Here is a 24,745-nt window from a genome sequence, read left to right on the forward strand (position 1 = left end):
GGGGAGGCTGGTAACATGCCGATTCTCGACGAAGCGCAGCACAAGATCGTATCCGATGCCGTTGGCGAGGCAGAGCTTTCTACCAGTGGCGAAATCGTGCCGGTCCTTGCCCAGCGGTCCGATGCCTATTCCGATATCGCGCTGATGTGGGCCGCCGCGATTGCCTTTACCGCAATGAGCATATTCGCTGCCCTCCCCGCCCCGTTCCTCGATTTGTGGGACAGCCTCGTCGGCGGGTGGGAGCACGAATGGACGACCGGTGAAACGGCCAGCATGACCATCGCTTTGGGCCTGATCGCCTTTGTCGCAACATGGCTGCTGTTGCTGATCCCGGCCCTGCGCATCGCACTTGTGCCGTCCCCGGTGAAGCAGCAGCGCGTGCGCGAAGAGGCGATCCGCCACTTCAAGGTGGGTGCCGATGGCCGCACGCACGGCCGCACCGGCGTCCTCCTTTACCTCTCGATGCAGGAACACCGGGCGGAAATCGTTGCCGACGAACCGATCCACGAGAAAGTGGACGCGGAAGTCTGGGGCGAGGCCATGGCCGATATGCTCGATGAAATCCGCAAGGGATGCATCGCAGAGGGCATCGCCGCCGGGGTTCGCGACGTTGGCGTGGTTCTCGCGCAGCACTTCCCCCGGAAAGACGACGATCGCAACGAATTGCCGGATCGCTTGATCGAACTGTAAGCCCGCGATAGCGCAGCGGTCATGAGTGACGCCGACCAGCTACCGCCCGAAGAGATTGCCTGGGAAGGCAAGTGGATCACCGCCAAGAAGCGCGGCAAGTGGGAATTTGCCTCCCGCGCCCGGCAAATCCGCGCGGCCGTGATCCTCGCCATCGAGGATGGCGAAGTGCTGCTGGTGGAGCAATTCCGCGTCCCGCTGGGGAAGCCCTGCCTCGAACTGCCCGCCGGATTGATCGGCGACGATGACGGCGGCGAAGACGACGATCCGCTGAGCGCCGCAAAGCGCGAGCTGGAGGAAGAGACGGGCTACACCGCCGCGCACTGGGAAGACTGCGGCGAGTTCTTCTCCTCCCCGGGTATGGTGAGCGAGAGCTTCACGCTGCTGAAAGCGACCGGGCTCACCAAGGTATCTGAAGGCGGCGGGACAGACAGCGAGGATATTACCGTGCACCGCGTGAAGCTGACCGAAGTGGAGCGCTTCATCGCCGATTTCCGCAAGGGTGGCATCGGGATCGACACCCGGATGCTCCTGCTGTTGGGTCCGAAATTGCTGGGAGCGAGCGCATGAAGGTTGCCGTACTGGGATCGGGCGCGATGGGGTGCCTGTTTGGCGCGGCGTTCCACCGCGCGGGGGCCGAGGTCACACTGGCGGACGTGAACGCCGAGCATGTGGGCGCGATCAATACGCGCGGGCTGGAAGTCGACCTGCGCAGCGGCACCGAGACCCTGCCCATTCGCGCCGCCCTGCCCCATGAAGTCACCGATCCGGTCGACCTGGTGCTGGTGTTCACCAAGACCTTTCACACCAAGGCCGCGCTGGAAGGCATTGTCGCTGCCATCGGCGAGGACACTCACCTGCTCAGCTTGCAGAACGGGCTCGGGAATGACCGCCGGCTGGCGGGCTTCGTATCGGATGACCGCGTGATGGTGGGGGCCAGCATGCTGCCCAGCGATCTCGTCGGCCCGGGCTGCATCCGCAGCCACGGAGAGGGCTATTCCAAGCTCTACCCCGCATTCGGCGGCGATACCGCTATGGCGCGGCGCGCGGCGGACCTGCTGACGCAGGGGGGGCTGGAAACCGTGCTCGACCCGAAGATTCACGAAGGCATCTGGTCCAAGGCGATTTTCAACGCGACGATGAATCCGCTGTGCGCCCTCACCCGCCGCACGCCGGGTTTCCTGGGGGCCAACGCGGAATCGCGCGCGACTATCCTTGCCGCCGTGGCGGAAGGCGTCGCCGCCGCCCATGCCAATGGCGTGATGCTGGACGGACAGCCGATCTACGACCTGACCGAAGTCAGCATGGCCGACCATGCCGACCACGAACCCTCCATGCTGCAGGATCTGAATGCCGGTCGGCGCACGGAAGTCGATGCGATCAACGGCGCCATCGTCACCGCCGCCAAGGAAGCGGGCGTGGAAGCGCCGGTGCTCGAAACCCTGTGGCACCTCGTCAAGCTTGAGGAGGCGAAGCTGGCGAATTGACGCCCTTGCCACGATGCATCTTTGACTTTGTCTGATTTGGGAGTAGCAAGCCCGTCAGGCAGAGGAGAGGGAGCCGATGGCCAACAAGAGCGTGACATTCTACGACCTGCAGGTCTCCACCGGGGCTACGATCAGCCCCTTCGTATGGGCCACGAAGTTCGCGGTGAAGCACAAGGGGCTGGACCTCGATATCGTGGATGGCGGCTTCACCGGCATCATGGAACGAACCGGCGGCAAGACGGAGCGGCTACCCGCGATCGTGGACGAGGGCAAGTGGGTGCTCGATAGCTGGGGCATCGTGGAATACCTCGACGAGACCTACTCCGATGCCCCCGCCCTGATTCCGCACGAAAGCGTGGCGGTGATGCTTAAGGCGCTCGACGCGTGGTTCTGGGGCGCAGGCGTCGGGCCATGGATGCGCTGCTATTGCGGCGACTACCGCGACATCTGTTTCGAACATGACAAGGAATACGTCACCAGCTCGCGCGCCGTCATGCTGGGCGGACCGCTGGAGGACGTGCAGAAGGGCCGCGAGGACCGCCTGCCCGCCATCTCCGCCGCGCTGGAGCCGTTGCGCTTGGCCTTGCGCGAGAGCGACTTCCTTGGCGGCAGCGCGCCCAACTATGCCGACTATCGCATCATCGGCGGCTTCCTGTGGCTCGCCTCGCTGGCGCAGACCCCGGCGCTGGCTGCCGACGATCCCCTGCGTCCGTGGTACGAGCGGGTCTGCGCGCTTTATGGCGGACTGGGTGAGCATCCCGGCCTGTTCCCGATCTTCGGTCTCGAACAGCGCGAAGGCGACCCGGACCTGTTCAACCGCGAAGGCGGCAAGGGCGGCATCTTCAAGCGCAACACCGGCCCGGCCTCGACCCAGGCCGAGACGCAGATGATCGGCGAGCCCAAATGAGCGAGCGGCTGCGCGTCCTCGTCACCCGCCGCTGGCCCGAAGCGGTCGAATGCGCTCTGGCCGAGCGGTTCGATGTGGTGCTGAACGAAAGTGACGAGCCGCTCGGCCAGGATCAACTGGCGGGTGCAATGGCCGAGTTCGACGTGGTGGCCCCCACCGTAAGCGACTGCATCGATGCCGATGTGATCGCAGGTGGCGAGCGGATGAAGCTGATCGCCAATTACGGCGTCGGCTTTGATCATATCGACCTTCCCGCAGCGAAGGCTAAGGGCATCTTGGTATCGAACACCCCCGGCGTGCTGACCGATGCGACGGCGGACCTTGCTCTCACCCTGATGCTGATGGCCGCGCGACGCGCCGGCGAAGGCGAGCGCGAACTCCGCAGCGGACGTTGGACAGGCTGGCGCCCCACCCATCTCATCGGCAGCGCTTTGAAAGGCAAGGTGCTGGGCATAGTCGGCATGGGCCGCATCGGCATGGCGACGGCAGAGCGCGCCAAGCACGGGTTCGGCATGAAAATCGCCTATTTCGCGCGCGGCCCCAAGAACGAGGCAAAGGCGCTGGAAGCCGAGTTCTGCCCCGACCTGGAGACGTTGCTGGCGAAATCCGATTTCGTCTCGCTCCACATTCCCGGCGGCGATGCGACCAGCAACCTGATCGATGCGCAAGCGCTCGCGGCGATGAAACACGGCAGCTATCTCATCAACACCGCGCGTGGCGGCGTAGTGGATCACGACGCGCTGGCCGATGCGCTGAAAAGCGGCCACCTCGCAGGCGCGGGTCTCGATGTTTACCCGGAGGAACCGCAGGTGCCCGAAGCCCTGCTGGAGCTGGAGAACACGGTTCTGCTGCCCCATCTCGGCAGCGCCAATGCCGAAACGCGCGAAGCGATGGGCAGGCGCGCGATGGCGAACATCGAGGCTTTCGCCAAGGGCGAGGATTTGCCAGACCGCGTGGCATGAGCGATCCCATTGCCGATCTGATCGAGGCCGAGGGCCTGCCCGAAAGCTACCGCGAAGTCGTCGAACAGCATTGGCAGCCGCTAGCCACCCGGATCGCCCGCCTGCCTGCCAGCCGGGCGCCGCTGGTGATCGGTATCAACGGCGCGCAGGGCTCCGGTAAAAGCACGCTGTGCAAGTTCCTCGAGGTGCTGCTCTCCCGGCGGCAGATCCGCGCGGTTACGCTATCGCTCGACGATCTTTACCTAACCCGCGCCGAGCGCCAGAAATTGGCCGAAGAGGTCCACCCCCTCTTCGCCACCCGGGGCGTTCCCGGCACCCACGCCGTCGCCATGGGGCTTGGCATCATCGAGGACATGCTGGCAGGCCGCGCGCTGGACCTGCCGCGCTTCGACAAGGCGACGGACGACCGCGCCGCCGAGGGCACGCGGATCACCGGCCCGGTGGACGTGCTGCTGCTGGAAGGCTGGTGCGTCGGCGCGAAGCCGCAGCACGCCGCCGCGCTGGCGGAGCCGATCAATGCGCTGGAGCGGGATGAAGACCCCCATGGCGTGTGGCGCAGCCTCGTCAACCACTGGCTGAGCGAGGACTACGCCCGCCTCTTCGACCAGATCGACCTGCTGGTGATGCTGAAAGTCGCGGACTTCGATGCCGTGCGCCGCAACCGCGCCTTGCAGGAGGAAAAGCTGCGGGCAGCCAATCCCGATGGACCCAACGTGATGGACGATGCCGCGCTGGAGCGCTTCCTTGCTCACTATGAACGATTGACCCGTCACATGCTGGCCGAAATGCCGGGCCGCGCCGATGTGGTTATCGACATCGGGCCGGATCAGAACCCCCTGCCACCCGCAAAAGATTGACTTTGCCCGATGGACTCGCGCGCAAGCTGGACTTAGTCTCCCCGTCCGGAGGGTGACGCGCCGCCAAGAAGGCGCGCACCGGGGAGGACACGTTCGAATGCTTGCAAAGCGCATTGCCACCGCTTTCATGGCCGCCGGCCTCGCTTTCACGACCGCATCCTGCGCCGATGCCGTGGCGGGCGACGTGAACGAGGAACGGCTGCTGAATGCCGACAGCGATCCTGACAACTGGATGGCGCACGGGCGCACCTGGGCAGAAGATCGCTTCAGCCCGCTGGACCAGATCAACGCCGGCAATATCGACCGCCTGCGCCTCGCCTACACGGTGGAGTTCGACACCAATCGCGGGCAGGAATCGACGCCCATCGTGATCGACGGCGTGATGTACGTGTCCACCGCGTGGTCGAAAGTCATGGCTCTGGATGCCGCCACCGGCGAGCAGTTGTGGTTTTACGACCCCGAAGTCGACGGCGCGAAAGGCGCGCACGCCTGCTGCGACGTGGTGAACCGCGGCGTCGCCGTGTGGGAGGGCAAGGTCTTCGTCGGCACGATCGACGGGCGGCTGGTGGCACTGGATGCCGAGACCGGCGCGGAGCTGTGGGACGTGGTTACCGTCGATCAGAGCCAGCCCTACACCATCACCAGCGCCCCTCGCGTGGTGCGCGGCAAGGTCATCATCGGCAACTCCGGCGCCGAAATGGGCGTGCGCGGCTATGTCGACGCCTACGATGCCGATACCGGCGAACAGGTGTGGCGCTTCTACACCGTGCCGGGCAACCCGGCGGACGGCCCCGATGGCGCAGCGTCCGATGCCGTGTTCGCCGAATTCGCGACCGACACCTGGGCTGGCGAATGGTGGGAAATGGGCGGTGGCGGCACCGTGTGGGATTCCATCGTCTACGATGCCGAGCTGGACCAGCTGCTGGTGGGCGTCGGCAACGGCAGCCCTTGGAACCACCGTGCGCGCAGCAATGGCGAAGGCGACAACCTCTTCCTCGCCTCAATCCTGTCGCTCGACCCCGATACCGGCGCATACAACTGGCACTACCAGCTTAACCCCGGAGAGACGTGGGACTACACCGCCACGCAGCAGATGATCCTCACCGATCAGGTGGTCGATGGAGAACTGGTGCCCGTCGTGATGCAGGCCCCGAAGAACGCGTTCTTCTACGTGATAGACCGCCGCGACGGATCGCTGATCAGCGCAGAACCCTACGCGATGCAGAACTGGGCCGAGCGGATTGACCTGGAAACAGGCCGCCCGGTGGAGATTCCCGAGGCGCGCTACGAGAACGCGCCCTACCTTGTCACGCCCAGCGGCATCGGCGCGCACGCCTATCACCCGATGAGCTATTCGCCGCAGACGGGCCTTGTCTATATTCCCGCGATGCAGCCGCCGTCTGCCTACATGGACGATGTGAACTACACCCGCAACATCGGTCGCTGGAACACCGGCGTTATCTTCCTGACCCCGCCGGAAGGGCTGGTGCCCGGCGATACGCCGGAAGCGCGCCGCGCCTACCTTACCTCGATCACCAAGGGCGAACTGGTGGCCTGGGACCCGGCGGCGCAGGAAGCGCGCTGGACCATCGAGCGCGAGTTTCCCTGGAACGGCGGCACGCTGGCGACGGCGGGCAACCTCGTCTTCCAGGGCCTGCCCGACGGCACCTTCAACGCCTACAACGCAGGCGACGGCACGCCGCTGTGGAGTTTCAACACCGACCGCGGCATCGTGGCGGGCGCGATTTCCTATGCCGTGGATGGCGAACAATACGTCGCCATTGTCGCGGGCTACGGCGGCTCGATGGGCATGGCCACGCAAAGCGACTGGATGCGCCGCCCGCCGCCCAACGGAATGCTGTTCGTCTTCAAGCTGGACGGAGAAGGCGAGTACGAGAACCTGCCGCCGCAGCAGCTTGCGCCCTATGTTGCGACCGACGAGACGTTCAGCGCTGCGACGATCGAACTCGGCCAGCAGACCTATCTTGGCTTTTGCACCATCTGCCACAACGGGCCGGTCAACCCGAACCTGTTGCGCAGCGTCTATGCCACCGACGCGACTGCGTGGCATTCGGTGGTGATGGACGGCGTGCTGTCGGACAACGGCATGGTCAGCTTCGCGCCGTGGATCACGGCCGACCAGTCCGAGGCCGTGCGCGCCTATGTGCTCGCCGAGGCTGCTCGCCGCGCTGCCGAGGAGAGCGAGTGATGGACGAGACCGACGTCCTGATCGTCGGTGCAGGGCCGGTGGGTATGCTCACCGGCCTTGCCTTGGCGCAAGGCGGCGCGAGCGTGCGTGTGCTGGAGAAGGAGCCGCACATCATCAACAGCCCGCGCGCGGCAGTCTACTTTCCCTCGACGCTCATCGTACTGGAGGAGCTTGGCTTGCTCGACGAGCTGCTGGAGATCGGTTTCACCAACCGGATGTTGGGCACGCACATCCCCGAATTCGGCTATCACTCGGTGGTAGAGACGAAGCCGGTCGAGGGCATTCCCTTCGATTACCAGCTTCACGCAGGCCAGCACGATGTGGCCCGCGTGGCCATGGAGCACGCGCAGAAGCTGGGCGTGGAGGTGCTGTTCGATCACGAAGTCACCGCGCTTTCAGAGGACGACGATGGCATCACCGTCACCGCTGGGGGAAAGGATTTTCGCGCGAAATGGCTGATCGGCTGCGACGGCGCGCGCAGCACGGTGCGCAAGGTGGCGGGCATAGAGTTCGAGGGCCACACCTGGCCCGAGCGGTTCATCGCCACCAACGTGAAATTCCCGTTCGAAGAAATCGGGTACGAGCAGGCGAACTTCGTCTGCGATCCGGTGAACATGGCAGTGATCGCGCAGCTCAATCGCGACGGCCTTTGGCGCTGCACCTACATGGAAGACGCATCCCTGCCGCTGGAGACTTACGAGGAGCGCATCCACGAGCGCTACGAATGGTTCTTGCAGGGGCGCAAGGATTACGAGATCGTCTCTTCCAGCCCCTACATGCTGCACCAGCGCGCGGGCGAGACGCTGCGCAAGGGCCGCGTGCTGCTGGCGGGCGATGCCGCCCATGCGACGAACCCGTGCGGCGGGCTGGGCCTGACCTCGGGCGTGTGGACCGGCGCGGTGCTGGCAGACGTGCTGGGCGCGGTGCTGCGCGGCGAGGAGAACGAGGAAATCCTCGACCGCTTCTCCGAAGAGCGGCGGCGCATTTTCTGGGAGATCGTCTCCCCCGCGGCGACCGAGAACAAGCGCATGTTGCAGGAGAGCGATCCGGCAGCGCGCCAGCAGGACCTCGCCCATATCAGCGCGCTGGACGAGAACCCGGAAAGCGGCGCGCTGCTGATGCTGTTTGCCTACAAGGTGATCGGCGACGTGCTGCGCGAAGGCAGCCGCTGGGCCGATGCCGACCCCAGCGACCGGGTGGCGATCAACATCAAGGGCAGGCAGGGACAGATCCATTGAGAACCTTACGAACATTCCTCGCCGGTGCCGCCGCGCTCGCACTCACCCTGCCCGCCGCCGCGCAGGAAGAAGTGGCGGACGGCGATTGGCCGCACTATGCGCGCACCCATTCGGGTCAACGCTATGCGCCGCTGGCGGACATTAACCGCGATAACGTGGGCCAGATCGAGCGCGCCTGGGAATACCGCCTGCGCCCGCAGGGTGGCGGCTTCATCCTCGCCGGCACCGTGCCCAGCGTGGTCGACGGGATCATGTACCTGCCGCTGGGCGATGCCGTGGTGGCGCTGGAAGCGCATACGGGCCACGAAATCTGGCGGCACGCAGTGGAAGGCACGACCGTGCGCCGCCGCGTCACCTACTGGGCGGGCGACGGGAACGGCGCGCGGCTCTACTACAACGGCGGCAACGAGATCGTCGCGCTGGACGCGGCGACGGGCGAGATCGCGACCGATTTCGGCGAGAATGGGCGAGTGCCGTTTGAAGTGCGCTATTCCTACCCGCCCAGCATTTTCGGCGATGTGCTGGTCATCGGCGCCTCCACGCCCGAACTGCCCAGCGGCCCGCTCGGCAACCAGAAGGGCTACGACGCGCGCACCGGCGAGCTGTTGTGGGAGTTCAACACCGTGCCCCAGCCGGGCGAGATCGGCCACGAGACCTGGCTGGACGACGGCTGGCGCGACAGGCCCGGAAACAACATGTGGGTCTGGTACATGAGCGGCGATGTCGAGACCGGCATGATCTACATGACGCTCGGCTCTCCCGCGCCGAATTACTACGGCGGAGACCGTCCGGGCGACAACCTGTTCGGCAATTCGATCCTCGCGCTGGATGCGCGCACGGGCGAATACCGCTGGCATTTCCAGACCATCCACCACGACCTGTGGGACTGGGACCTGCCCGCCCCGCCGGTGCTGATCGACGTGGAGAAAGACGGCGAGACCATCCCCGCCCTCGCCCAGACCGGCAAGCCCGGCCTGATGTACATCCTCGACCGCCGTACGGGCGAACCGGTTCACGGCGTCAACGAGATGCTGGTGGCGAGCGCGGATGTGCCGGGCGAATGGTACTCCCCCACCCAGCCTATCCCCGTTGCGCCCGAACCGCTTTCCCGCATGTGGTGGACGCCCGACGACGTCGTGACTGTAGAGGATACCAACGCGGAGCACGTGGCGGCCTGCCGCGCCCTGCTGGACAGCTACGGCGGCAGCTTCTTCAACGCCGGGCCCTTCACGCCCTTCTTCCTGCACGAGGAAGGCGATCCCCCGCGTGCCAGCATCAACATGCCGCACAATGGCGGCTCCAACTGGGGCGGCAGCGCGGCGGACCCGAACACCGGATACGTCATCGTCAACACCAGCGAAAGCGGCTCCATCGGCTGGATCGAGAAGCGCGATCCGGAGGGCGATTACGGACGCGGCACGGCGGCCAGTTCGCAGGAATACGATCGCGGCAGCCTCAGCGGACCGGGCGCCTATTCCTCCTTCTCTGCCAGCTTCACGGCAGAGGATGGCTCGCAAGTCACCCTGCCCTGCATCCGACCGCCCTGGGGCAGACTGGTTGCGGTGGATGCCAACACCGGCGAGATCGCCTGGGCATCGCGCCTCGGCACCACGCCCGAACTGGGTGCGGACAAGCAGGACACCGGCGCGAACAACACCTTCGGCGGGCCGATGGTGACGGCGGGCGGCCTAGTCTTCATCGGGGCGACGTCGGACGGCATTTTCCGGGCCTTCGATTCCGTCACGGGCGAAATAGTGTGGGAGGAAAAGCTGGACTATGCGGCGATGACCGTTCCCATGAGTTATCGCGGCGCGGACGGACGGCAGTACATCGCCGTGGTGGCCGCCGGATCGGGCTTCGGCCCGTCGCAGATGGGGCCCAGCGGCCCGCTCAACAACGAAAGCCTGATTACCTGGGCCCTGCCCGAGAAATCGCCAGAGGAATGACAATGCGCACCCTGCTCACCACCATCGCCGCCACCGCGCTCGCCGCCTGCACCGCCACGGCGCAGGATCGCGGCGAGGTCCGCACCCCCGAAGGCGCGCTGCTCGATACCAGCGCAGACCTGCACTACGCGCCCGGAGAACTGACCGAGGCGCAATTGCAGGCCAGCAATGGCGACATGTTCGAACAATCGTCGATGAACGTCTTCCGTCGCTTCCCCCGCGAACTGACCGAGGAGATGGTCAACTTTTACGTCAACGCGCTTGGTCTGCGTTCGCTCAACCCGATCCAGCTCACCAGCACCCAGCAGATGATCCTGACGGGCGTGGGCAGCGGACAGGTCAAGCTGTCGGCCGGCCAGCAGGGCGATCGCCAGTACGATCTTTCCGGCGGTATTACGGGCGGCACCGGCATTCGCTACCTGCGCTTCACTTACCCGGATGCAGACGTGGTGCGAGAGCGGTTCGCCGCAGTGGGTCTGCCTGTTCCGACCTTTACGCAAGAGGACGGCTTCGCTTCCGCAGTGCTTTCCGATCCGGCGGGACTCGGCATCGTGATCGCAATTCATCCCGAAGCGCAGGACCGTTCGGACGACGGCGTGGGCGTGGGCATCGCGGTGTCCGACCTTGCAGCATCGCGGGCTTTCTACCGCGAATTCGTGGGGCTGGAGGAAGGCGAGCCGTTTACATCGGAGCAGCTCGGGCTGACGCTATATCCCTACGCCCACGCGGAAACGACGCTGCTGCTTTACGAAGTGGGCGACGGACTGCCCGCCGATACCGGCAGTTCCGGCATCCAGTACGTGGTAAGCGATGCCGCGTTGGCGGCTGCGCGGGCCGATTACCGCGACATCCCGGTCGAGACGCCGCTCAACAGGCTGGCCGGTTTCGATCTCACTACCGTCTGGCTCAACGATCCGGACGGGGTGACGAACTACTTCGCGCAGGTCGGCCCCAACTCGCGCACCGCGCGCGAGGCTGCCGGAGACTGATACGAAAAAGGGGGCCGCAAAGCCCCCTTCTCCGTTCGCAAGCTGATCGAACGATCGTTAGTCGGCCTTCTTCGCCACAATGTAGCGAGAAAGCGTTTCCAGTTCTTCTTCGGAAACCATGCCGCCGAAGCTGGGCATGGCACCCTGACCGTTGGCGATAATCTGGTTCACGTATTCAACGCTGAGCGCGGCATTGCCGTCGAGCGAGGGGCCGATGTGGCCGTAGCCGTTGGCATCCGCGAAGGCGTGGCACGAACCGCAGCCGTACTGGCTGAACAGCGTGCGGCTGGCCTCGGCCTCGGCCTCGGTCACGCTGACTTCGGCAGCGGCATCGGCTTCGTGTTCGTGAGCGGAATGATCGTGCTCCTGCGCTACGGGCGCGAAGGCGGGCGCGGCCAGCGTGGCGGCACCAAGCGCGGTGAGCGCAATCTTTCCAAACGTCTTCACAGTCACGGACATCTCTATAAAACCCCTTCGAAATTCATGGCGGGCTGGTATTCGAAAACCGGCCCTAGTCAAATTATGGTATAACAGAGTCAAGCTTTACCGCAGATTTATCGCGGTGGTGGGCATGGAAAATAGTTGGACATTGTCAACAAAGCGGCGCACTACCATGTCAGATGCCTGACAGCAAGCAGGCTTATCGCTGCCCAGAAAACGATGGAGAACAGGGCATGAAAACCGAAAACCGCATCCTTCTCGCCGCGCTGGGGTCGCTGGCTCTTGCCGCCTGCAACCAGGCGGAGGAAGTGCCACCGCTGGGCACTGCGCAGCAGATGATGGCGCAAGAGGTGCAGCCTACGGCGGAGATATTCTGGAACGCGGTCGGCTCCAAGAGCGAGCTTGTCGATAACGAGCCCGTCTTCACCGAATGGCAGCCAGAGGGCGATGCCGAATGGGGCGATGTTCGCGCCGCCGCCGTGCGGCTGGGAGAACTGGGCGAAATCCTGCAGACCCCCGCTTATTCCGAAGGCCGCGGCGACGACTGGATCGCTTACTCGCAGGGGCTGGTACAAGCGGCAGCACAGGCGGAACAGGCGGCGGCGGCGCGCGATCCGGAGGCCGTGTTCGAGGTTGGCGGCACGATCTATGCCGTGTGCAGCGCCTGTCACCGGATGTATCCGCCCGAACAATTGCCCGAAGGCGTGACGGTGGACGATATCGCCCAGCCGCGCCCGAACGAGGACATGACCCTCGGCGAATATGTCGAGGAGACCGATGCGGAATAACGCCGCCCTTCTACAGAATGCTACACTGATTCCGGGCGTAATGGCGATCGTGCTGCTCGCCATGCCGTTAGAGGCCCTCGCCCACGATGTGGCGGAAGGCGACAAGGCATTCGTGCGCACGATCGACGGGCCGGCGATCATTCCCTTCATGTACCTTGGCGCCAAGCACATGGTGACAGGCTACGATCACATCGCCTTCCTCGTCGGCGTCGTGTTCTTCCTGCACAAGCTGCGCGACGTTCTGCTTTATGTCTCGATGTTCGCCATCGGGCATTCGATCACCCTGATCGGCGGCGTGCTTCTGGGCACGGGCGTGAACGCCTACATCGTCGATGCCATCATCGGCATTTCCGTGATCTACAAGGGCGTGGAGAACATCGGCGGTTTCCGGAAACTCGGCTGGAGTTTCGACACCCGCATCGCCGTGCTGGTGTTCGGCCTGTTCCACGGCCTGGGTCTTGCCACCAAGGTGCAGGACCTCGGTGTTTCGCCGAATGGTCTGCTGACCAACCTCATTGCCTTCAACGTGGGCGTTGAACTTGGCCAGGTCATCGTGCTGACGCTGGTGGTGCTGGCGCTGGCCGCATGGCGGCACACCGACAGCTTCAAACGCTATGCTTTCGCTGCCAATGTGGCGCTCATTCTGGTCGGCGTGGCGCTGACCGCATACCAACTGCAAGGATATTTCTCGTCATGAGCAAGGGACCCTACATCGCCGCCGGTGTTGCTGCCGCAGGGGCCGCGCTGGCCGTCTTCGTGATCCTTCCCGCCGAAACCGGCTACGATCCCACGGGCGTCGGTGCCGCGCTGGGGCTGACCGAAATCGCCGAGCCGACCAATCTGGAACTGGAACGCGGCATGGCCCGGATGGAACAGCAGGAAGTGCTCGCCCTCTCCGACACCGCCCTGCCCGCGTCGGACGGGATTACCGATGTCTGGGAATACGAGCTGCTGCCGTTCGAATCGGTAGAGTTCAAGTACACAATGCCCGAAGGCCAGCCGATGACGTTCCACTGGCAAGGCAGCGGCACCCTCGCCTACGACATGCACGCGCACCCCTTCGACGGCGGGGAGGAGGTCACCGAGAGCTACGGGGTGGACGAGGCGCAGGAAATGCACGGCCGTTACACCCCCGCATTCACCGGCATCCACGGCTGGTTCTGGGAGAACCGCTCGATGGACAATGTCACCTTGCGGCTGGAAGCGAGCGGCCCGATGAGCGCCGCCACGGTCTTTACTGCGTCCGGCGAAATCGACCGTCCGCTGGAAGGCGCTGCCGAGGGACCCGAAGGTTCCGTTGCAGGCCACGCGATGCAATCGGGCGAGACGGACTGATCGAGATTTCACGAGTCCGAAAATTTCGGATTTTATCAATTTCGATGCCGTTTCACCCTTGTTGATCGGGGTGCATTGCGGCTAGGCAGGGGCTTGAAAGACAGCCCTCAGGGCTGCGCAAACCTATGGGAGCACGGGCTTGACCACTGCAATTCGCCGCAATCGTTCCGCAACCAAGGGCGCGCTGCGCCTTGCCCTTGCCACTTCGCTGGGGCTGGCACTGGCTGCCTGCGCCGCCACGCCATCGGGCGATGTTGCCTCGGCCTCGTCCGCCGCAGTCGCCGGGTCCAGCTTCGATCACCGCAGCTGGGATTCCTACCTCGGCGGGGCGGACAGCTCGCAGTATTCGGCGCTTGCGCAGATCGACCGTTCCAATGTCGACCAGCTCGAAGTCGTATGGGAATTCCCCACCGGCGAAGGTGCACCGCCGCTGTTCAACCCGGTGGTCGCGGGCGGACGCATGTACGTGATCAACGGTGAGAACCAGCTGGTCGCGCTCGATCCGGCCAGCGGCGCGCAGATCTGGGAAAGCAACTTCGAAGGCCGCATCGGCACGCGCGGCATCAATTACTGGACCGATGGCGCGGGCGACGAACGCCTGATGGTGCTCAACAACGGCGAACTGCGCGCCGTGAACGCGGCGACGGGCGAAGTCATCACCAGCTTCGGTGGCGATGGCGGCGTGGACTTGCGCGATGCCCTGCCGGACGACGTAGTGCAGCCCGGCCCGTTGCAGACCAACAATCCGGGTCGCATATACCGCGATACCATCATCATGAGCCTGCCCGCAGGCGCGTACGACTACGCCGGTTCGCCTGCCAACATCCAGGCCTACGACGTGCGCACCGGCGCGCTGAAGTGGACTTTCAACACGATCCCGCGCGAAGGCGAGTTCGGCCACGACACCTGGCCCGAAACCGGCGATTTCAACGAGTACGGCGGCGTCCACAACTGGTCCGAAAGCACCGTTGATACCGAGCTTGGCATCGTGTTCATCCCCACCGGCACCCCCCGCTACGATTTCTACGGCGGCAACCGCGAGGGCGACAACCTGTTCGGCAACTCGATCATCGCCATCGACGCCGAGACGGGTGAACGCATCTGGCACTTCCAGACCGTGCACCACGACCTGTGGGATTTCGACCTGCCCGTCGCCCCCAAGCTGATGACGATCACCAAGGACGGTGAACAGATCCCGATCGTGATCCAGGGCACCAAGCACGGATACATCTTCGTATTCGACCGCCGCGACGGCACGCCGATCTGGCCGATCGAGGAGGTGGCCGTGCCCGAAAGCGACGTGCCCGGCGAACACGCCAGCCCGACGCAGCCGATCCCCACACTGCCCGAGCCTTACATGCGGCTGTCGTTCACGCCGGACGACATCAATCCCTACCTGCCCGAAAGCGACCAGGAAGCGCTGCGCGAACTGTTCGCCAATTCGCGCTGGGGCGAAGGGCCGTTCGTGCCGCCCAGCATCCAGGGCACCATTTCCTTCCCCGGCCACAATGGTGGCTTGAACTGGGGCAATGTGGCCGTCGATCCCGACCGCCAGCGACTCTACGTCGTCAGCCGCGAACTGCCGCTGATGCTGAAGCTGATGCCGGACCGGCGCGAGGAAGCGCTGGAAGCCATGCCGAACGCCGACGAGGAGGACCTGCCCTATCGCTGGCCGGTCAACTTCATGCTGCAATCGAACGGCATGGGCGCGATCAAGCCGCCGTTCTCCAACCTCACCGCCTACGACATGAACACCGGGCGCAAGATCTACTCCATTCCCAATGGCGAGATCCTGACGCTGGAGGAGCAGGGCATTACCGGCGTTGGCGCACAGACGCCGCGCTCCGGCCCAGTCGCGACCGCCGGTGGCCTGCTGTTCGTCAACACGGCGAGCGACCGCGCCTTCCGCGCCCGCGATGCCGACACCGGCGAAGTGCTGTGGGAACATCGTTTCGACGCGGCGACCGAAGGCGTGCCCGCCGTTTACGAAGTGAACGGTCGGCAGATGATCACCGTGCCGGTGGGCGGCGTGGGTCACTTCCTCGGCGGTCTCGGTCTGCCGGAGCCGGGCCCCGGTCGCTATGTCACCTTCGCCCTGCCCGAAGGGGCCGAGTGATGCGCAGCGCATCCTTCCTCGCGGCAAGCCTTGCCCTGCTTATGGCAGGCGGGGCTGCCGCGCAGGAGGACCTGACCCAGCTTCCCGCGCCTTCGGACGACTTCCAGCCGAGCCTGACCAGCTGGGGCGAGCCTGATTTCCGTGGCGGGTGGCCGATCGACCACTTGAACGGGCGCACCCCGTTCCAGCGGCCTTCCGAATACGGCAACCGTCAGCTGCTGACCGAAGAAGAATATAACGAGCGCGCACAGGCGGTCGCCCAGCTGGAACAGCGCTACGAAAACGAGGAATCCGAGGGCACCATGGGCATGGGCCACTGGGCAGAGGTGGCCGCAGCCAACCGCCGCACCAGCTGGATCACCGCGCCGGCCGATGGCCAGCTACCCGCCTACACGCCGGAAGGGCAGCGCCTTTCCGATGCCATGCGCTCCACCTGGGCCGCCGGGCAGCATTTCGACTGGGTGGACGACTTCGACAGCTGGGATCGCTGCATCACGCGCGGTCTGCCGGCCAGCATGTTCCCCTTCATGTACAACAACGGCATCCGCATCTTCCAGGCACCCGGCCTCGTCGCCCTGCAACTGGAAATGGTGCACGAAGTGCGCATGATCCCCACCGATGGGAGCGCGCACCTGCCGCGCCAGATCGGGCAATGGATGGGCGACAGCCGCGGCACGTGGGAAGACCACAACACGCTGCGTGTCGATACCGTCAACTTCCGTCCCGGCCCCAGCGCCACCAACATCGGCACCACCGGCTCCCCGCGCGAGAACGATACGCCGGTGAGCGAAGAGGCGCACCTGGTGGAGCGCTTCCACATGGTGGGCGAGGACGAAATCATCTACGAATTCACCTGGACCGACCCGGTGGTATTCGAAGAGCCGTGGTCCGCCCGCCTCGAATGGCAGCGCGACGACGATTACGGCATGTACGAATACGCCTGCCACGAAGGCAACGTGCAGATCCGCAATTACATCACCGCCAGCCGCGCCGAGCGCGCTGCACAGGATGCCAGCGAGTGATGCGCGCCGGGGGGATCTGTCTTGGAATCGCACTGGCGGCATCGTGCCCCGCCAGCGCGCAGGACGTTCCCGCCGACCTGACCGTCATGCCGCCCGTCCCCACCGAATTCGCGCCGCCGCGCACCAGCTGGGGCGATCCGGACTTTCGCGGCCATTTTCCCATCGACATCATCGCCCGCATCCCGTTCGAGCGCCTGCCGGAACACGGCGACCGTTTCTGGCTCACTGAAGAGGAATATGCCGCGCAGCAGATGGGCGGCGACACGGCCGATGCGCGTTATGAGGCGGACGATGAAGCGGGAACGCTCGGCTACCGCAGCTTCATCACCGCAGAGGCATCGGGCCGCCGCACCTCGTTGCTCGTCTCTCCCGCAACCGGCAAGCTGCCTGCACTGACGGCAGAGGCCCGCGCCAGCTACGAAGCGGGCCGTTCGAGCTGGACCGACGGGGTCGATTTCGACTGGGTTTCCGATTTCGACACCTTCGACCGCTGCGTCACGCGCGGTTTCCCGGCCACGATGTTTCCGCACCGCTACAACAACGGCCTGCGCGTGATGCAGGCACCGGGCCGCATCGTCATCATCACCGAGATGGTGCACGAAGCGCGCGTAATCCCGATCGTTTCGCGCGATGATGCCGAGGCCATGCGCTGGCCTGCCGACGTCCGCACCTGGATGGGCCAGTCCATCGGCTGGTGGGACGGCGATACGCTGGTGGTGGAAACCACCAACATCAAGACGGGCGACAGCGTGAGCGATGATCACATCGCGCGCGGCCCCTCCCCGCTCAATCTCGCTACTCACGGGCGGGAGCCGTGGAATATCCTGCCCACCAGCGAGGACGCCCGCGTGACGGAGCGCATCACGATGACCGGGCGGGATTCGCTGGTCTACGAAGTGACCTACACCGATCCGCAAGTCTTCACCGCGCCGTGGACCGCGCGTCTCGATTGGACGCGGGACGAGGACTACGAGATTTTCGAATACGCTTGCCACGAAGGCAACGTGCAGATCCGCAACTACATCACAGCCAGCCGCGCCGAGCGAGCAGCGGCGGGCGGAGGAGACCGATGATCCGCAAGACCATTTTCGCACTCGCAGCCGCTTCGCTGGCCCTGCCTGCCACAGCGCAGCAGGTGCCCGACGACCTGACAACGATGCCGGCCGTTCCCGACGATTACACGCCCACCCAAACGCCATGGGGCGACCCGGACTTCCGCGGTAGCTGGCCGCTCAACGACATTGCCGAACTGCCGGTGAACCGCCCTGCCCAGTACGGTGATCGCTTCTGGAAGACTGAAGAGGAAATCGCCGCCGAGCAGGGTCGCGTCGAACAGCTTGAAGAAGCCTACGAGAGCGAGGACGAGGAAGGCACCATCGGGCTTGGCCACTGGATCGAGTACCAGGCGGGCAGCCGCCGCACCTCGATGATCGTTTCCGCGCAGGACGGGCGCCTTCCCGACCTGACACCGGAAGGAAAGCGCCGCGCCGCGCTGATGCGGGCAAGCTGGATCACCGGCCAGACCTTCGACTGGGTGACCGATTTCGATAGCTGGGATCGCTGCATCACGCGCGGCTTCCCCGCCAGCATGTTCCCCTTCCGCTACAACAACGGCATCCGCATCTTCCAGTCGCCCGGCAACGTCACGATCATGCTGGAAATGCTGGGGACGCGCATCATTCCCGTGTCGGGCGCAGGCGAGCCGTGGCCCGAAGGCGTGGAAGGCTGGTTCGGCAACAGCCGTGGTCGGTGGATAGACGACAACACGCTGGAAGTCGTCACCACCAACATCAAGCCGGGCGCATCGGCACTGAATGTCGCCACACGCGGCGTGCCATCGGGCAACACCCTGCCGATGAGCGAAGAGGTGACGGTGACGGAGCGGTTCCACATGGTCGGGCCCGACACCATCACTTACGAGATGGAATATTCCGATCCCGTCGTGTGGGAAGACGACTTCACGCTGCGCGCCAACTGGTCGCGCGACGACGATTACGAGTTCTACGAGTACGCCTGCCACGAAGGGAACGTGCAGGTGCGCAACTACATCACTGCTGACCGCACCAAGCGGCAGCAGGAATACGAACGCGGCGCGATGGTGGAACCCATCGATCCCGACGCAGGCCCGCCCCCGGCGATGGACCCTGCCAGCCGCGGCGCCCAACAACGAAATTCGCAAGGAGACTGAATGATGCCCGTTACCACCCTGAAAAAGCTCGCCATCGTTTCGGCAAGCGCCCTTGCGCTGGCCATGCCCGCCGCCGCGCAGGATGTCGTGCCCGACGATCTGACCACGATCGCGCCGGTGCCCACCGATTTCGATCCTCCGCGCACGGCCTGGGGCGATCCGGACCTTCGCGGCACTTTCCCGATCGACAACATCGCCCAGCTGCCGATGCAACGTCCGGCCCGCTACGGTGACCGTTTCTACCTCACCGAGGAAGAATACGCGCAGCGCCAGGAAGAAGCAGGACGCAGTGACGCCGCCTATGCCGCCGAAGACGAATCCGGCACTATCGGCATGGGCCACTGGGTGGAATCCGATGCCTCGGGCCGCCGCACCTCGCTGCTGGTCTATCCAGAGGACGGCCAGCTTCCGGAAATGACCGAGTGGGCGCAGGAGCGTTATCAAGCCGGTCGTTCCAGTTGGACGCCGAACACCCATTTCGAATGGGTTTCCGACTTCGATACCTGGGACCGCTGCGTGACTCGCGGCTTCCCTGCCTCGATGTTCCCCTTCCGTTACAACAACGGCATCCGCGTGATGCAGGCGCCGGGCTTCTTCATCATCTCGCTCGAAATGATCCACGATGCCCGCGTGATCCCCGTTGTCGCCAACAAGGCGGAAGCCGATGCCATGCGCTGGCCGGAAAACGTGCGCACCTGGATGGGCCAGTCGATCGGTTGGTGGGAAGGCAACACCATGGTGATCGAGACCACCAACATCGAGGATGGCGACAGCGTTTCGCAAGACAACTACGAACGCGGCCCCAGCCCGCTGAACATGGCCACCTTCGGCGTGCCGCCGTTCAACACGATCCCGACCAGCAAGCAGGCGAACGTGATGGAACGGCTGACAATGACCGGGCCGGATCACATTGTCTACGAGCTGACCTATTCCGATCCCGAAGTCTTCACCGACAAGTGGACCGCGCGCCTCGACTGGACGCGTGACGAGGAATACCAGTTCTTCGAATACGCCTGCCACGAAGGCAACGTGCAGATCCGCAACTACATCACGGCGGCCGCGGCCGGTGTCGAGAACACCGAAGGCGGCGCTGTCGATGGCGAAGGCGGCGGCCACTAAGACTACGACAGCATGCGGGCGCGCCGGGAGGACCGGTGCGCCCGCTTTAATTATGCCTGCGGAGACAGGCGATGATCAGATGGGATGGACGCGATGATGAGGACTTTTGCAACGAGCACGGCGCTGGCGCTGGCCGGGATGACTTTGGCGGGCTGTGCAACTGCTCAGGAGGTTCCCTCCGCCGCATCCCCGCAAGTCGCCGAAACGCCGATCGCGAGCGGTCCTGTCGCCACGCAGAACGGCATGGTTCAGGGCGTCCCCTCCGACGCCGTGGAGGGCGTGACCGTTTTCAAGGGCATCCCGTTCGCAGCCCCTCCCGTCGGCGAGCTGCGCTGGGAAATGCCGCAGCCCGCCGCCAGCTGGGACGGCGTGCTGGTGGCCGACGAATGGGGCGACAACTGCGTGCAGAACCCTGCTCCGCAGCGCTTCCCCGTCAATTCCGCAACGGACATGCCGGACAGCCCAGGCACCTCGGAGGACTGCCTCTACCTCAACGTCTGGACGCCAGCCGACAGCCCGAGCGAGAACCTGCCCGTCATGGTCTGGCTCTACGGTGGTGCCTACAACGAAGGCGGTGGCTCCAGCCCGTTCAGCCAGGGCGATTACCTGGCCGACAAGGGCGTGGTGATGGTGACGTTCAACTACCGCGTCGGCTCTCTCGGCTTCTTCGCCCATCCCGAACTGACCGAGGCAAACGGCGCCAGCGGCAACCAGGCGCTGGGCGATGCTATCGCCGCGCTGCGCTGGGTGCAGGACAACATCGCAGCCTTCGGCGGCGATCCCTCGCGCGTGACGATCTTCGGCGAGAGCGCAGGCTCCGCCATGAACGCCGCCCTCGTCGGTGCGCCGCCCGCGGAGGGCCTGTTCGCCCGCGCCATCGCGCAGAGCGGCACGTTCCAGGGCCTCAACATCGGGCAGATGGTGCCGCGCGAGACGGCGCAACAACGCTCGCTCGGCGCAGCCGAAGAGAACTTCGGCACCACCAGCCTCGCAGAACTGCGCGCGCTTCCGGCTGAGGAAATCCACGCCAACATTCCCGGCCAGGGCATGATCGTGGATGGCCGTATCATCCCCGAAGACCTCGCGATCACCTTCTCGCAAGGGCGGCAGTTGCCGGTGGACGTGCTGGTCGGCTCCAACGAGGACGAAGGCAGCTTCACCGCCATCTTCGGCCCGCCTGCCACGCTGGAAAGCTGGCAGCAGGGCGAAGCCATGCGCTGGGGCGAACAGGCGGAACTGGGCCGCGCGGCCTATCCCGTCACGACGGACGAGGAAGCGCGCTTCACCGCCACCCAGCCTTTCGGCGACAACATGAGCTGGCTGATGCGGCAGTATGCAGAGTGGCAGGGCGCGATCGGGGAGCAGAGCTATCACTACTACTTCCGCCACGACCCTCCTTACGATGAAGGACGCGGCGATCTGGGCGCGGCGCATACGGGCGAAATCCCTTATGTGTTCGACAACCTGTGCGCCCCGCGAACCTTCCCCGGCGGTTCTTCGGTGGAACTGATGTGCGGCAACGAGACCGAGGAAGCATTCGCCGATCAGGTTTCGCAATACTGGGTCAACTTCGCGCGCACCGGCAATCCAAATGGCGAAGGCCTGCCGCAGTGGCCCGCGATCGGGCAGCTCGATGCGAACGAGGTGTTCGTACTCGATGCCGATAGCTCGGGCGTTGCCGAATGGTTCGGCACGACCAAGGCAGACCTTTACGCAGCGATCTACCAGGACCGGGTTGGAGGTCCGCTCGGGCTGGAATAACACCGGATAAACAGGCTTTTGGGGAGAGGGGCCGATGAAGATCGTACACGGATTGCTCGCAGCGACGGGCCTGGCGGCGCTTGGTCCTGGCACTGCCGGCATCGCGCAAGGTAACGCGGAGGACACCGCCCGCGCCGCCTATCAGGCCAATTGCGCCGCCTGCCACGGGGCGGACCTCGACGGAGGACAATTCGCCGGTTCTCTTAAAGGTGCGGCGTTCCTCTCGCGTTGGGGCGATCACCCGGCGGGCGATCTCTTCCAGTATATCCGCACCTCCATGCCCCCCGGTGGCGGTGGTTCACTGGACGCGGGCACTTACGAGGCGATCACCCGCCTGATAGTCGCCGAGAATGGCGGAGAGACGGGCAGCGAGCTTGCCGGGCTCATGGTGCCAGCCGCCGGAAGCGCGGAGGACGAGGCCGGCAACGAGATCGGCCTGCCCGGCATCAGCAGCCGTTACCCTTTCCCTGAATCGCCGCCCCTGCCGGACCTCTTCGCCGACTTCACACCGATGACGCAGGCCGAACTGGTGAACCCGGCGGACGAGGACTGGGTGGCTTGGCGGCGCAGTCAGTCGGGCCAGGGATTCTCGCCCCTCGCCCAGATCACTCCTGAAAATGTGAACGACCTCACCATCGTCTGGGCCCAGGCCCTGCCCGTCGGCCCCACGATGGCAGAGCCATTGGTGCGTGACGGCGTGATGTACGTCCATGCCTATGGCGAGCAGGTGTTCGCTTTCGATGCCGCTACGGGGCGGCAACTCTGGCGATACCAGCGCCAGATGCCCGAAGGCACGCTGATGCAGGGCAAGAAGACCATCGCCCTGTGGGGCGACAAAATCATCATGGCCACCAGCGACCTGCACATGATGGCGCTGGACGCGCGCACCGGCAGGCCGGTGTGGGACGTGGCCATACCCGATGCGGAGGACACACGCAGCAACGGCGGCCCGCTGGTAGCGGACGGTGTCGCGATGATCGGCCTTGCCACGCAGCGCGCGGGCGGCGGCCTGATCGCGGCCTTCGATGCCGAAACAGGTGAGCACCTGTGGAACTTCGACACCGTCGCCAAGTCCGGCACGCCGGGCGGCGACACATGGAACGGCCTGCCGGACGACGAGCGTCACGGCGGCTCCGTCTGGACCAGCGGCAGCTACGACGCGGAAACGGGCCTTGCCCTGTGGGGCGTGGCGCAGACCTACGATACCGGCCCTGTGCGAGACGTGATCCCCGGCGGCAACAACGACGGGCTGTTCACCAACTCCACCCTCGCGTTCGAGCCGCGCACCGGGGAGCTGGTCTGGTACTTCCAGCACATGGCGAACGATCAGTACGATCTCGACTGGGTGTTCGAACGCGTGGTTGCCGATATCGAAGTGGACGGGGAACAGCGCCACGTCGTCATCACCGGAGGCAAGGAAGGCCTGTTCGACACCATCGACGCGCGCACCGGCGAATATCTCTCCACCGCCGACATGGGCTTCCAGACCTTCATCACTGACATCGATTCCGAAACCGGCCGCAAGACGCCGGACCCTGCCCTGCTGCCGGGCCGCGACAAGGGTTCTGTCTTCATGTGCCCGCACGCAGGCGGCGGTCGCAACTGGAGCCCGACGGCACTTACGCAGGACAACGCCATGCTGTTCGTCAACGCGCGCGATACCTGCATGGAACTGCGCCCCACCGAAGGCGGCTTCCTGACGAGCGGCGTGGATATCTATTATTCAGCCCCTGCGGACAGCGATGGCAACTTCGGCATACTGCAGGGCATCGACATGGAAACCGGCGAAGTCGCCTGGGAACACCGCCGCCGAGCGCCCTACAACGCAGGTGTCCTCGCCACGGGGAGCGGCTTGCTGTTCACCGGCGCGATGGACCGCCAGTTCCTGGCCTACGACCAGTCGACCGGGGAAGAAGTATGGCGCACCGGACTTCCCGGCGTGCCCAATGCCAGCCCCATCACCTACGCGGTGAACGGCAAGCAATACGTCGCTGTCGTCACCGGCATGGGCAACCCGCTGGCATTCGGCCTGCCGAACTTCACGCCCGAAAGCCCGCTGCCCGAAGTGAACAGCGCCAGCGTCTACGTCTTCAGCCTTTCCGGCGACTGAAACGAAAAAGGGCCGCTCCATCGAGCGGCCCTTTCGGTTTTTGCGGGGATGCGGGATCCTCAGTAGTAGATGCCCAGCGTGAAGCCGATGGCCCGGCCGCAGAAGACCACGCCCAGCCACAGCACCAGCGATGCCGTTGCCGCGAATTTCGCGCCGCCCGGCATGACCGGCGAGGAATCCCACTCGGTCACCGTCTTGTAGGTCACGAAGTGGAAGTAGGCCATGTTGAGACCAGCGAGCGCCAGCAGGCCCATTTTCCAGAGGAAGTACGGGTTCACCATGTAGGTGCTGGCCTTGCTGGTGAACAGCAGGGTGCCGGTGATCGCAGCAAGCACGAAGCCTGCCCAGGTCCACGGCAACGTGTCCTTGCTCATTTGCAGCACGGTCCACTTGTTGCCCGCCAGGCCCAGCAGGCGAAGGTCCATCACCAGGATGGTGCCGAACACCGTGACCAGCGCGATGACGTGGATCGTCTCCAGCGTCGGGAAGGCCCACAGGCTCTCGGCAATCGACGTGCCGAGCGAGGAATATTCGATCGATTCCCAGATATTCGTGGGTTCGGGATAGTAAGAAGCCATTGTGT

The 24,745-nt window shown here is 64.9% G+C and carries 22 protein-coding genes; 20 read left to right on the forward strand and 2 right to left on the reverse strand.

Translation table 11 applies throughout. The features are described 5' to 3' along the window. Positions 1 to 15 precede the first annotated feature (15 nt). The 10 genes from D4Q51_RS05520 (at position 16) to D4Q51_RS05565 (ending at position 11,282) form a co-directional block, all read left to right on the forward strand. Complete coding sequence (locus D4Q51_RS05520; RefSeq protein WP_120076738.1) at positions 16 to 690, forward strand: TPM domain-containing protein; 675 nt, start codon at positions 16 to 18, stop codon at positions 688 to 690. Positions 691 to 711: 21 nt separating this feature from the next. Next, the gene (locus D4Q51_RS05525) at positions 712 to 1,257 is read left to right on the forward strand and encodes an NUDIX hydrolase (RefSeq protein ID WP_120076739.1); all 546 of its coding nucleotides are present in this window, start codon (positions 712 to 714) and stop codon (positions 1,255 to 1,257) included. Continuing rightward, positions 1,254 to 2,174, forward strand: a complete 921-nt coding sequence (locus tag D4Q51_RS05530) for a ketopantoate reductase family protein (RefSeq protein ID WP_120076740.1) — start codon at positions 1,254 to 1,256, stop codon at positions 2,172 to 2,174. The genes D4Q51_RS05525 and D4Q51_RS05530 overlap by 4 nt, the downstream gene beginning before the upstream one ends. A gap of 76 nt (positions 2,175 to 2,250) precedes the next feature. Then, entirely contained in the window at positions 2,251 to 3,081 is an 831-nt protein-coding gene (locus D4Q51_RS05535) for a beta-etherase (protein ID WP_120076741.1), read from the forward strand. Next, on the forward strand, positions 3,078 to 4,043 hold the full coding sequence (locus D4Q51_RS05540; RefSeq protein ID WP_120076742.1) for a 2-hydroxyacid dehydrogenase: 966 nt from the start codon (positions 3,078 to 3,080) through the stop codon (positions 4,041 to 4,043). The genes D4Q51_RS05535 and D4Q51_RS05540 overlap by 4 nt, the downstream gene beginning before the upstream one ends. Beyond that, a complete protein-coding gene (locus D4Q51_RS05545) occupies positions 4,040 to 4,900 on the forward strand; it encodes a P-loop NTPase fold protein (protein WP_120076743.1) in 861 nt (286 codons plus the stop codon). The genes D4Q51_RS05540 and D4Q51_RS05545 overlap by 4 nt, the downstream gene beginning before the upstream one ends. A 97-nt stretch (positions 4,901 to 4,997) precedes the next feature. Further along, positions 4,998 to 7,109, forward strand: coding sequence for a PQQ-dependent dehydrogenase, methanol/ethanol family (locus tag D4Q51_RS05550; RefSeq protein WP_120076744.1), 2,112 nt, complete (start codon positions 4,998 to 5,000; stop codon positions 7,107 to 7,109). Next, entirely contained in the window at positions 7,109 to 8,347 is a 1,239-nt protein-coding gene (locus D4Q51_RS05555) for an FAD-dependent oxidoreductase (RefSeq protein WP_120076745.1), read from the forward strand. Before D4Q51_RS05550 ends, D4Q51_RS05555 begins: the two co-directional genes overlap by 1 nt. Beyond that, positions 8,344 to 10,293: an outer membrane protein assembly factor BamB family protein gene (locus D4Q51_RS05560; protein ID WP_162925160.1), complete on the forward strand. Its 1,950-nt coding sequence runs from the start codon at positions 8,344 to 8,346 to the stop codon at positions 10,291 to 10,293. The genes D4Q51_RS05555 and D4Q51_RS05560 overlap by 4 nt, the downstream gene beginning before the upstream one ends. Positions 10,294 to 10,295: 2 nt before the next feature. Continuing rightward, a complete protein-coding gene (locus D4Q51_RS05565) occupies positions 10,296 to 11,282 on the forward strand; it encodes a VOC family protein (RefSeq protein ID WP_120076747.1) in 987 nt (328 codons plus the stop codon). A gap of 57 nt (positions 11,283 to 11,339) precedes the next feature. Here the strand turns inward: D4Q51_RS05565 and D4Q51_RS05570 are convergent, their stop codons facing one another. After that, entirely contained in the window at positions 11,340 to 11,735 is a 396-nt protein-coding gene (locus D4Q51_RS05570) for a c-type cytochrome (RefSeq protein ID WP_162925162.1), read from the reverse strand. Positions 11,736 to 11,956: 221 nt separating this feature from the next. Between D4Q51_RS05570 and D4Q51_RS05575 the strand changes: the two genes are divergently transcribed. The 10 genes from D4Q51_RS05575 to D4Q51_RS05620 all read left to right on the forward strand — a co-directional run bounded on the left by D4Q51_RS05575 (position 11,957) and on the right by D4Q51_RS05620 (position 24,162). Next, positions 11,957 to 12,511, forward strand: coding sequence for a hypothetical protein (locus D4Q51_RS05575; RefSeq protein ID WP_120076749.1), 555 nt, complete (start codon positions 11,957 to 11,959; stop codon positions 12,509 to 12,511). Next, complete coding sequence (locus tag D4Q51_RS05580) at positions 12,501 to 13,208, forward strand: HupE/UreJ family protein (protein WP_240624580.1); 708 nt, start codon at positions 12,501 to 12,503, stop codon at positions 13,206 to 13,208. Before D4Q51_RS05575 ends, D4Q51_RS05580 begins: the two co-directional genes overlap by 11 nt. Continuing rightward, the gene (locus D4Q51_RS05585) at positions 13,205 to 13,846 is read left to right on the forward strand and encodes a hypothetical protein (protein WP_205689441.1); all 642 of its coding nucleotides are present in this window, start codon (positions 13,205 to 13,207) and stop codon (positions 13,844 to 13,846) included. Before D4Q51_RS05580 ends, D4Q51_RS05585 begins: the two co-directional genes overlap by 4 nt. A gap of 139 nt (positions 13,847 to 13,985) precedes the next feature. Then, complete coding sequence (locus D4Q51_RS05590) at positions 13,986 to 15,962, forward strand: outer membrane protein assembly factor BamB family protein (RefSeq protein WP_120076750.1); 1,977 nt, start codon at positions 13,986 to 13,988, stop codon at positions 15,960 to 15,962. Then, the gene (locus D4Q51_RS05595) at positions 15,962 to 16,984 is read left to right on the forward strand and encodes a hypothetical protein (RefSeq protein WP_120076751.1); all 1,023 of its coding nucleotides are present in this window, start codon (positions 15,962 to 15,964) and stop codon (positions 16,982 to 16,984) included. Before D4Q51_RS05590 ends, D4Q51_RS05595 begins: the two co-directional genes overlap by 1 nt. After that, positions 16,981 to 18,057: a hypothetical protein gene (locus D4Q51_RS05600; protein ID WP_162925163.1), complete on the forward strand. Its 1,077-nt coding sequence runs from the start codon at positions 16,981 to 16,983 to the stop codon at positions 18,055 to 18,057. Before D4Q51_RS05595 ends, D4Q51_RS05600 begins: the two co-directional genes overlap by 4 nt. Beyond that, positions 18,054 to 19,172 carry a hypothetical protein gene (locus tag D4Q51_RS05605; protein ID WP_120076753.1) on the forward strand — a complete coding sequence of 373 codons (1,119 nt, stop codon included), beginning with the start codon at positions 18,054 to 18,056 and terminating at the stop codon, positions 19,170 to 19,172. Before D4Q51_RS05600 ends, D4Q51_RS05605 begins: the two co-directional genes overlap by 4 nt. Before the next feature lie 3 nt (positions 19,173 to 19,175). Then, a complete protein-coding gene (locus D4Q51_RS05610; RefSeq protein WP_162925164.1) occupies positions 19,176 to 20,291 on the forward strand; it encodes a hypothetical protein in 1,116 nt (371 codons plus the stop codon). Positions 20,292 to 20,384: 93 nt separating this feature from the next. After that, positions 20,385 to 22,052, forward strand: a complete 1,668-nt coding sequence (locus D4Q51_RS05615; protein WP_162925165.1) for a carboxylesterase/lipase family protein — start codon at positions 20,385 to 20,387, stop codon at positions 22,050 to 22,052. Positions 22,053 to 22,086: 34 nt separating this feature from the next. Continuing rightward, positions 22,087 to 24,162, forward strand: a complete 2,076-nt coding sequence (locus D4Q51_RS05620; RefSeq protein ID WP_120076756.1) for an outer membrane protein assembly factor BamB family protein — start codon at positions 22,087 to 22,089, stop codon at positions 24,160 to 24,162. Positions 24,163 to 24,221: 59 nt separating this feature from the next. Here the strand turns inward: D4Q51_RS05620 and D4Q51_RS05625 are convergent, their stop codons facing one another. Further along, on the reverse strand, positions 24,222 to 24,740 hold the full coding sequence (locus D4Q51_RS05625; RefSeq protein WP_120076757.1) for a DUF6644 family protein: 519 nt from the start codon (positions 24,738 to 24,740) through the stop codon (positions 24,222 to 24,224). Positions 24,741 to 24,745: the final 5 nt, after the last annotated feature.

The organism is Aurantiacibacter odishensis (assembly GCF_003605195.1).
GTDB classification, from domain to species: domain Bacteria; phylum Pseudomonadota; class Alphaproteobacteria; order Sphingomonadales; family Sphingomonadaceae; genus Alteraurantiacibacter; species Alteraurantiacibacter odishensis.

Coding starts and splice junctions, on each gene's coding strand:
- D4Q51_RS05520 (WP_120076738.1), top strand. CDS start 16: ATGCCGATTCTCGACGAAGCGCAGCACAAGATCGTATCCGATGCCGTT.
- D4Q51_RS05525 (WP_120076739.1), top strand. CDS start 712: ATGAGTGACGCCGACCAGCTACCGCCCGAAGAGATTGCCTGGGAAGGC.
- D4Q51_RS05530 (WP_120076740.1), top strand. CDS start 1,254: ATGAAGGTTGCCGTACTGGGATCGGGCGCGATGGGGTGCCTGTTTGGC.
- D4Q51_RS05535 (WP_120076741.1), top strand. CDS start 2,251: ATGGCCAACAAGAGCGTGACATTCTACGACCTGCAGGTCTCCACCGGG.
- D4Q51_RS05540 (WP_120076742.1), top strand. CDS start 3,078: ATGAGCGAGCGGCTGCGCGTCCTCGTCACCCGCCGCTGGCCCGAAGCG.
- D4Q51_RS05545 (WP_120076743.1), top strand. CDS start 4,040: ATGAGCGATCCCATTGCCGATCTGATCGAGGCCGAGGGCCTGCCCGAA.
- D4Q51_RS05550 (WP_120076744.1), top strand. CDS start 4,998: ATGCTTGCAAAGCGCATTGCCACCGCTTTCATGGCCGCCGGCCTCGCT.
- D4Q51_RS05555 (WP_120076745.1), top strand. CDS start 7,109: ATGGACGAGACCGACGTCCTGATCGTCGGTGCAGGGCCGGTGGGTATG.
- D4Q51_RS05565 (WP_120076747.1), top strand. CDS start 10,296: ATGCGCACCCTGCTCACCACCATCGCCGCCACCGCGCTCGCCGCCTGC.
- D4Q51_RS05575 (WP_120076749.1), top strand. CDS start 11,957: ATGAAAACCGAAAACCGCATCCTTCTCGCCGCGCTGGGGTCGCTGGCT.
- D4Q51_RS05580 (WP_240624580.1), top strand. CDS start 12,501: ATGCGGAATAACGCCGCCCTTCTACAGAATGCTACACTGATTCCGGGC.
- D4Q51_RS05585 (WP_205689441.1), top strand. CDS start 13,205: ATGAGCAAGGGACCCTACATCGCCGCCGGTGTTGCTGCCGCAGGGGCC.
- D4Q51_RS05595 (WP_120076751.1), top strand. CDS start 15,962: ATGCGCAGCGCATCCTTCCTCGCGGCAAGCCTTGCCCTGCTTATGGCA.
- D4Q51_RS05605 (WP_120076753.1), top strand. CDS start 18,054: ATGATCCGCAAGACCATTTTCGCACTCGCAGCCGCTTCGCTGGCCCTG.
- D4Q51_RS05610 (WP_162925164.1), top strand. CDS start 19,176: ATGCCCGTTACCACCCTGAAAAAGCTCGCCATCGTTTCGGCAAGCGCC.
- D4Q51_RS05615 (WP_162925165.1), top strand. CDS start 20,385: ATGATGAGGACTTTTGCAACGAGCACGGCGCTGGCGCTGGCCGGGATG.
- D4Q51_RS05620 (WP_120076756.1), top strand. CDS start 22,087: ATGAAGATCGTACACGGATTGCTCGCAGCGACGGGCCTGGCGGCGCTT.
- D4Q51_RS05625 (WP_120076757.1), bottom strand. CDS start 24,740: ATGGCTTCTTACTATCCCGAACCCACGAATATCTGGGAATCGATCGAA.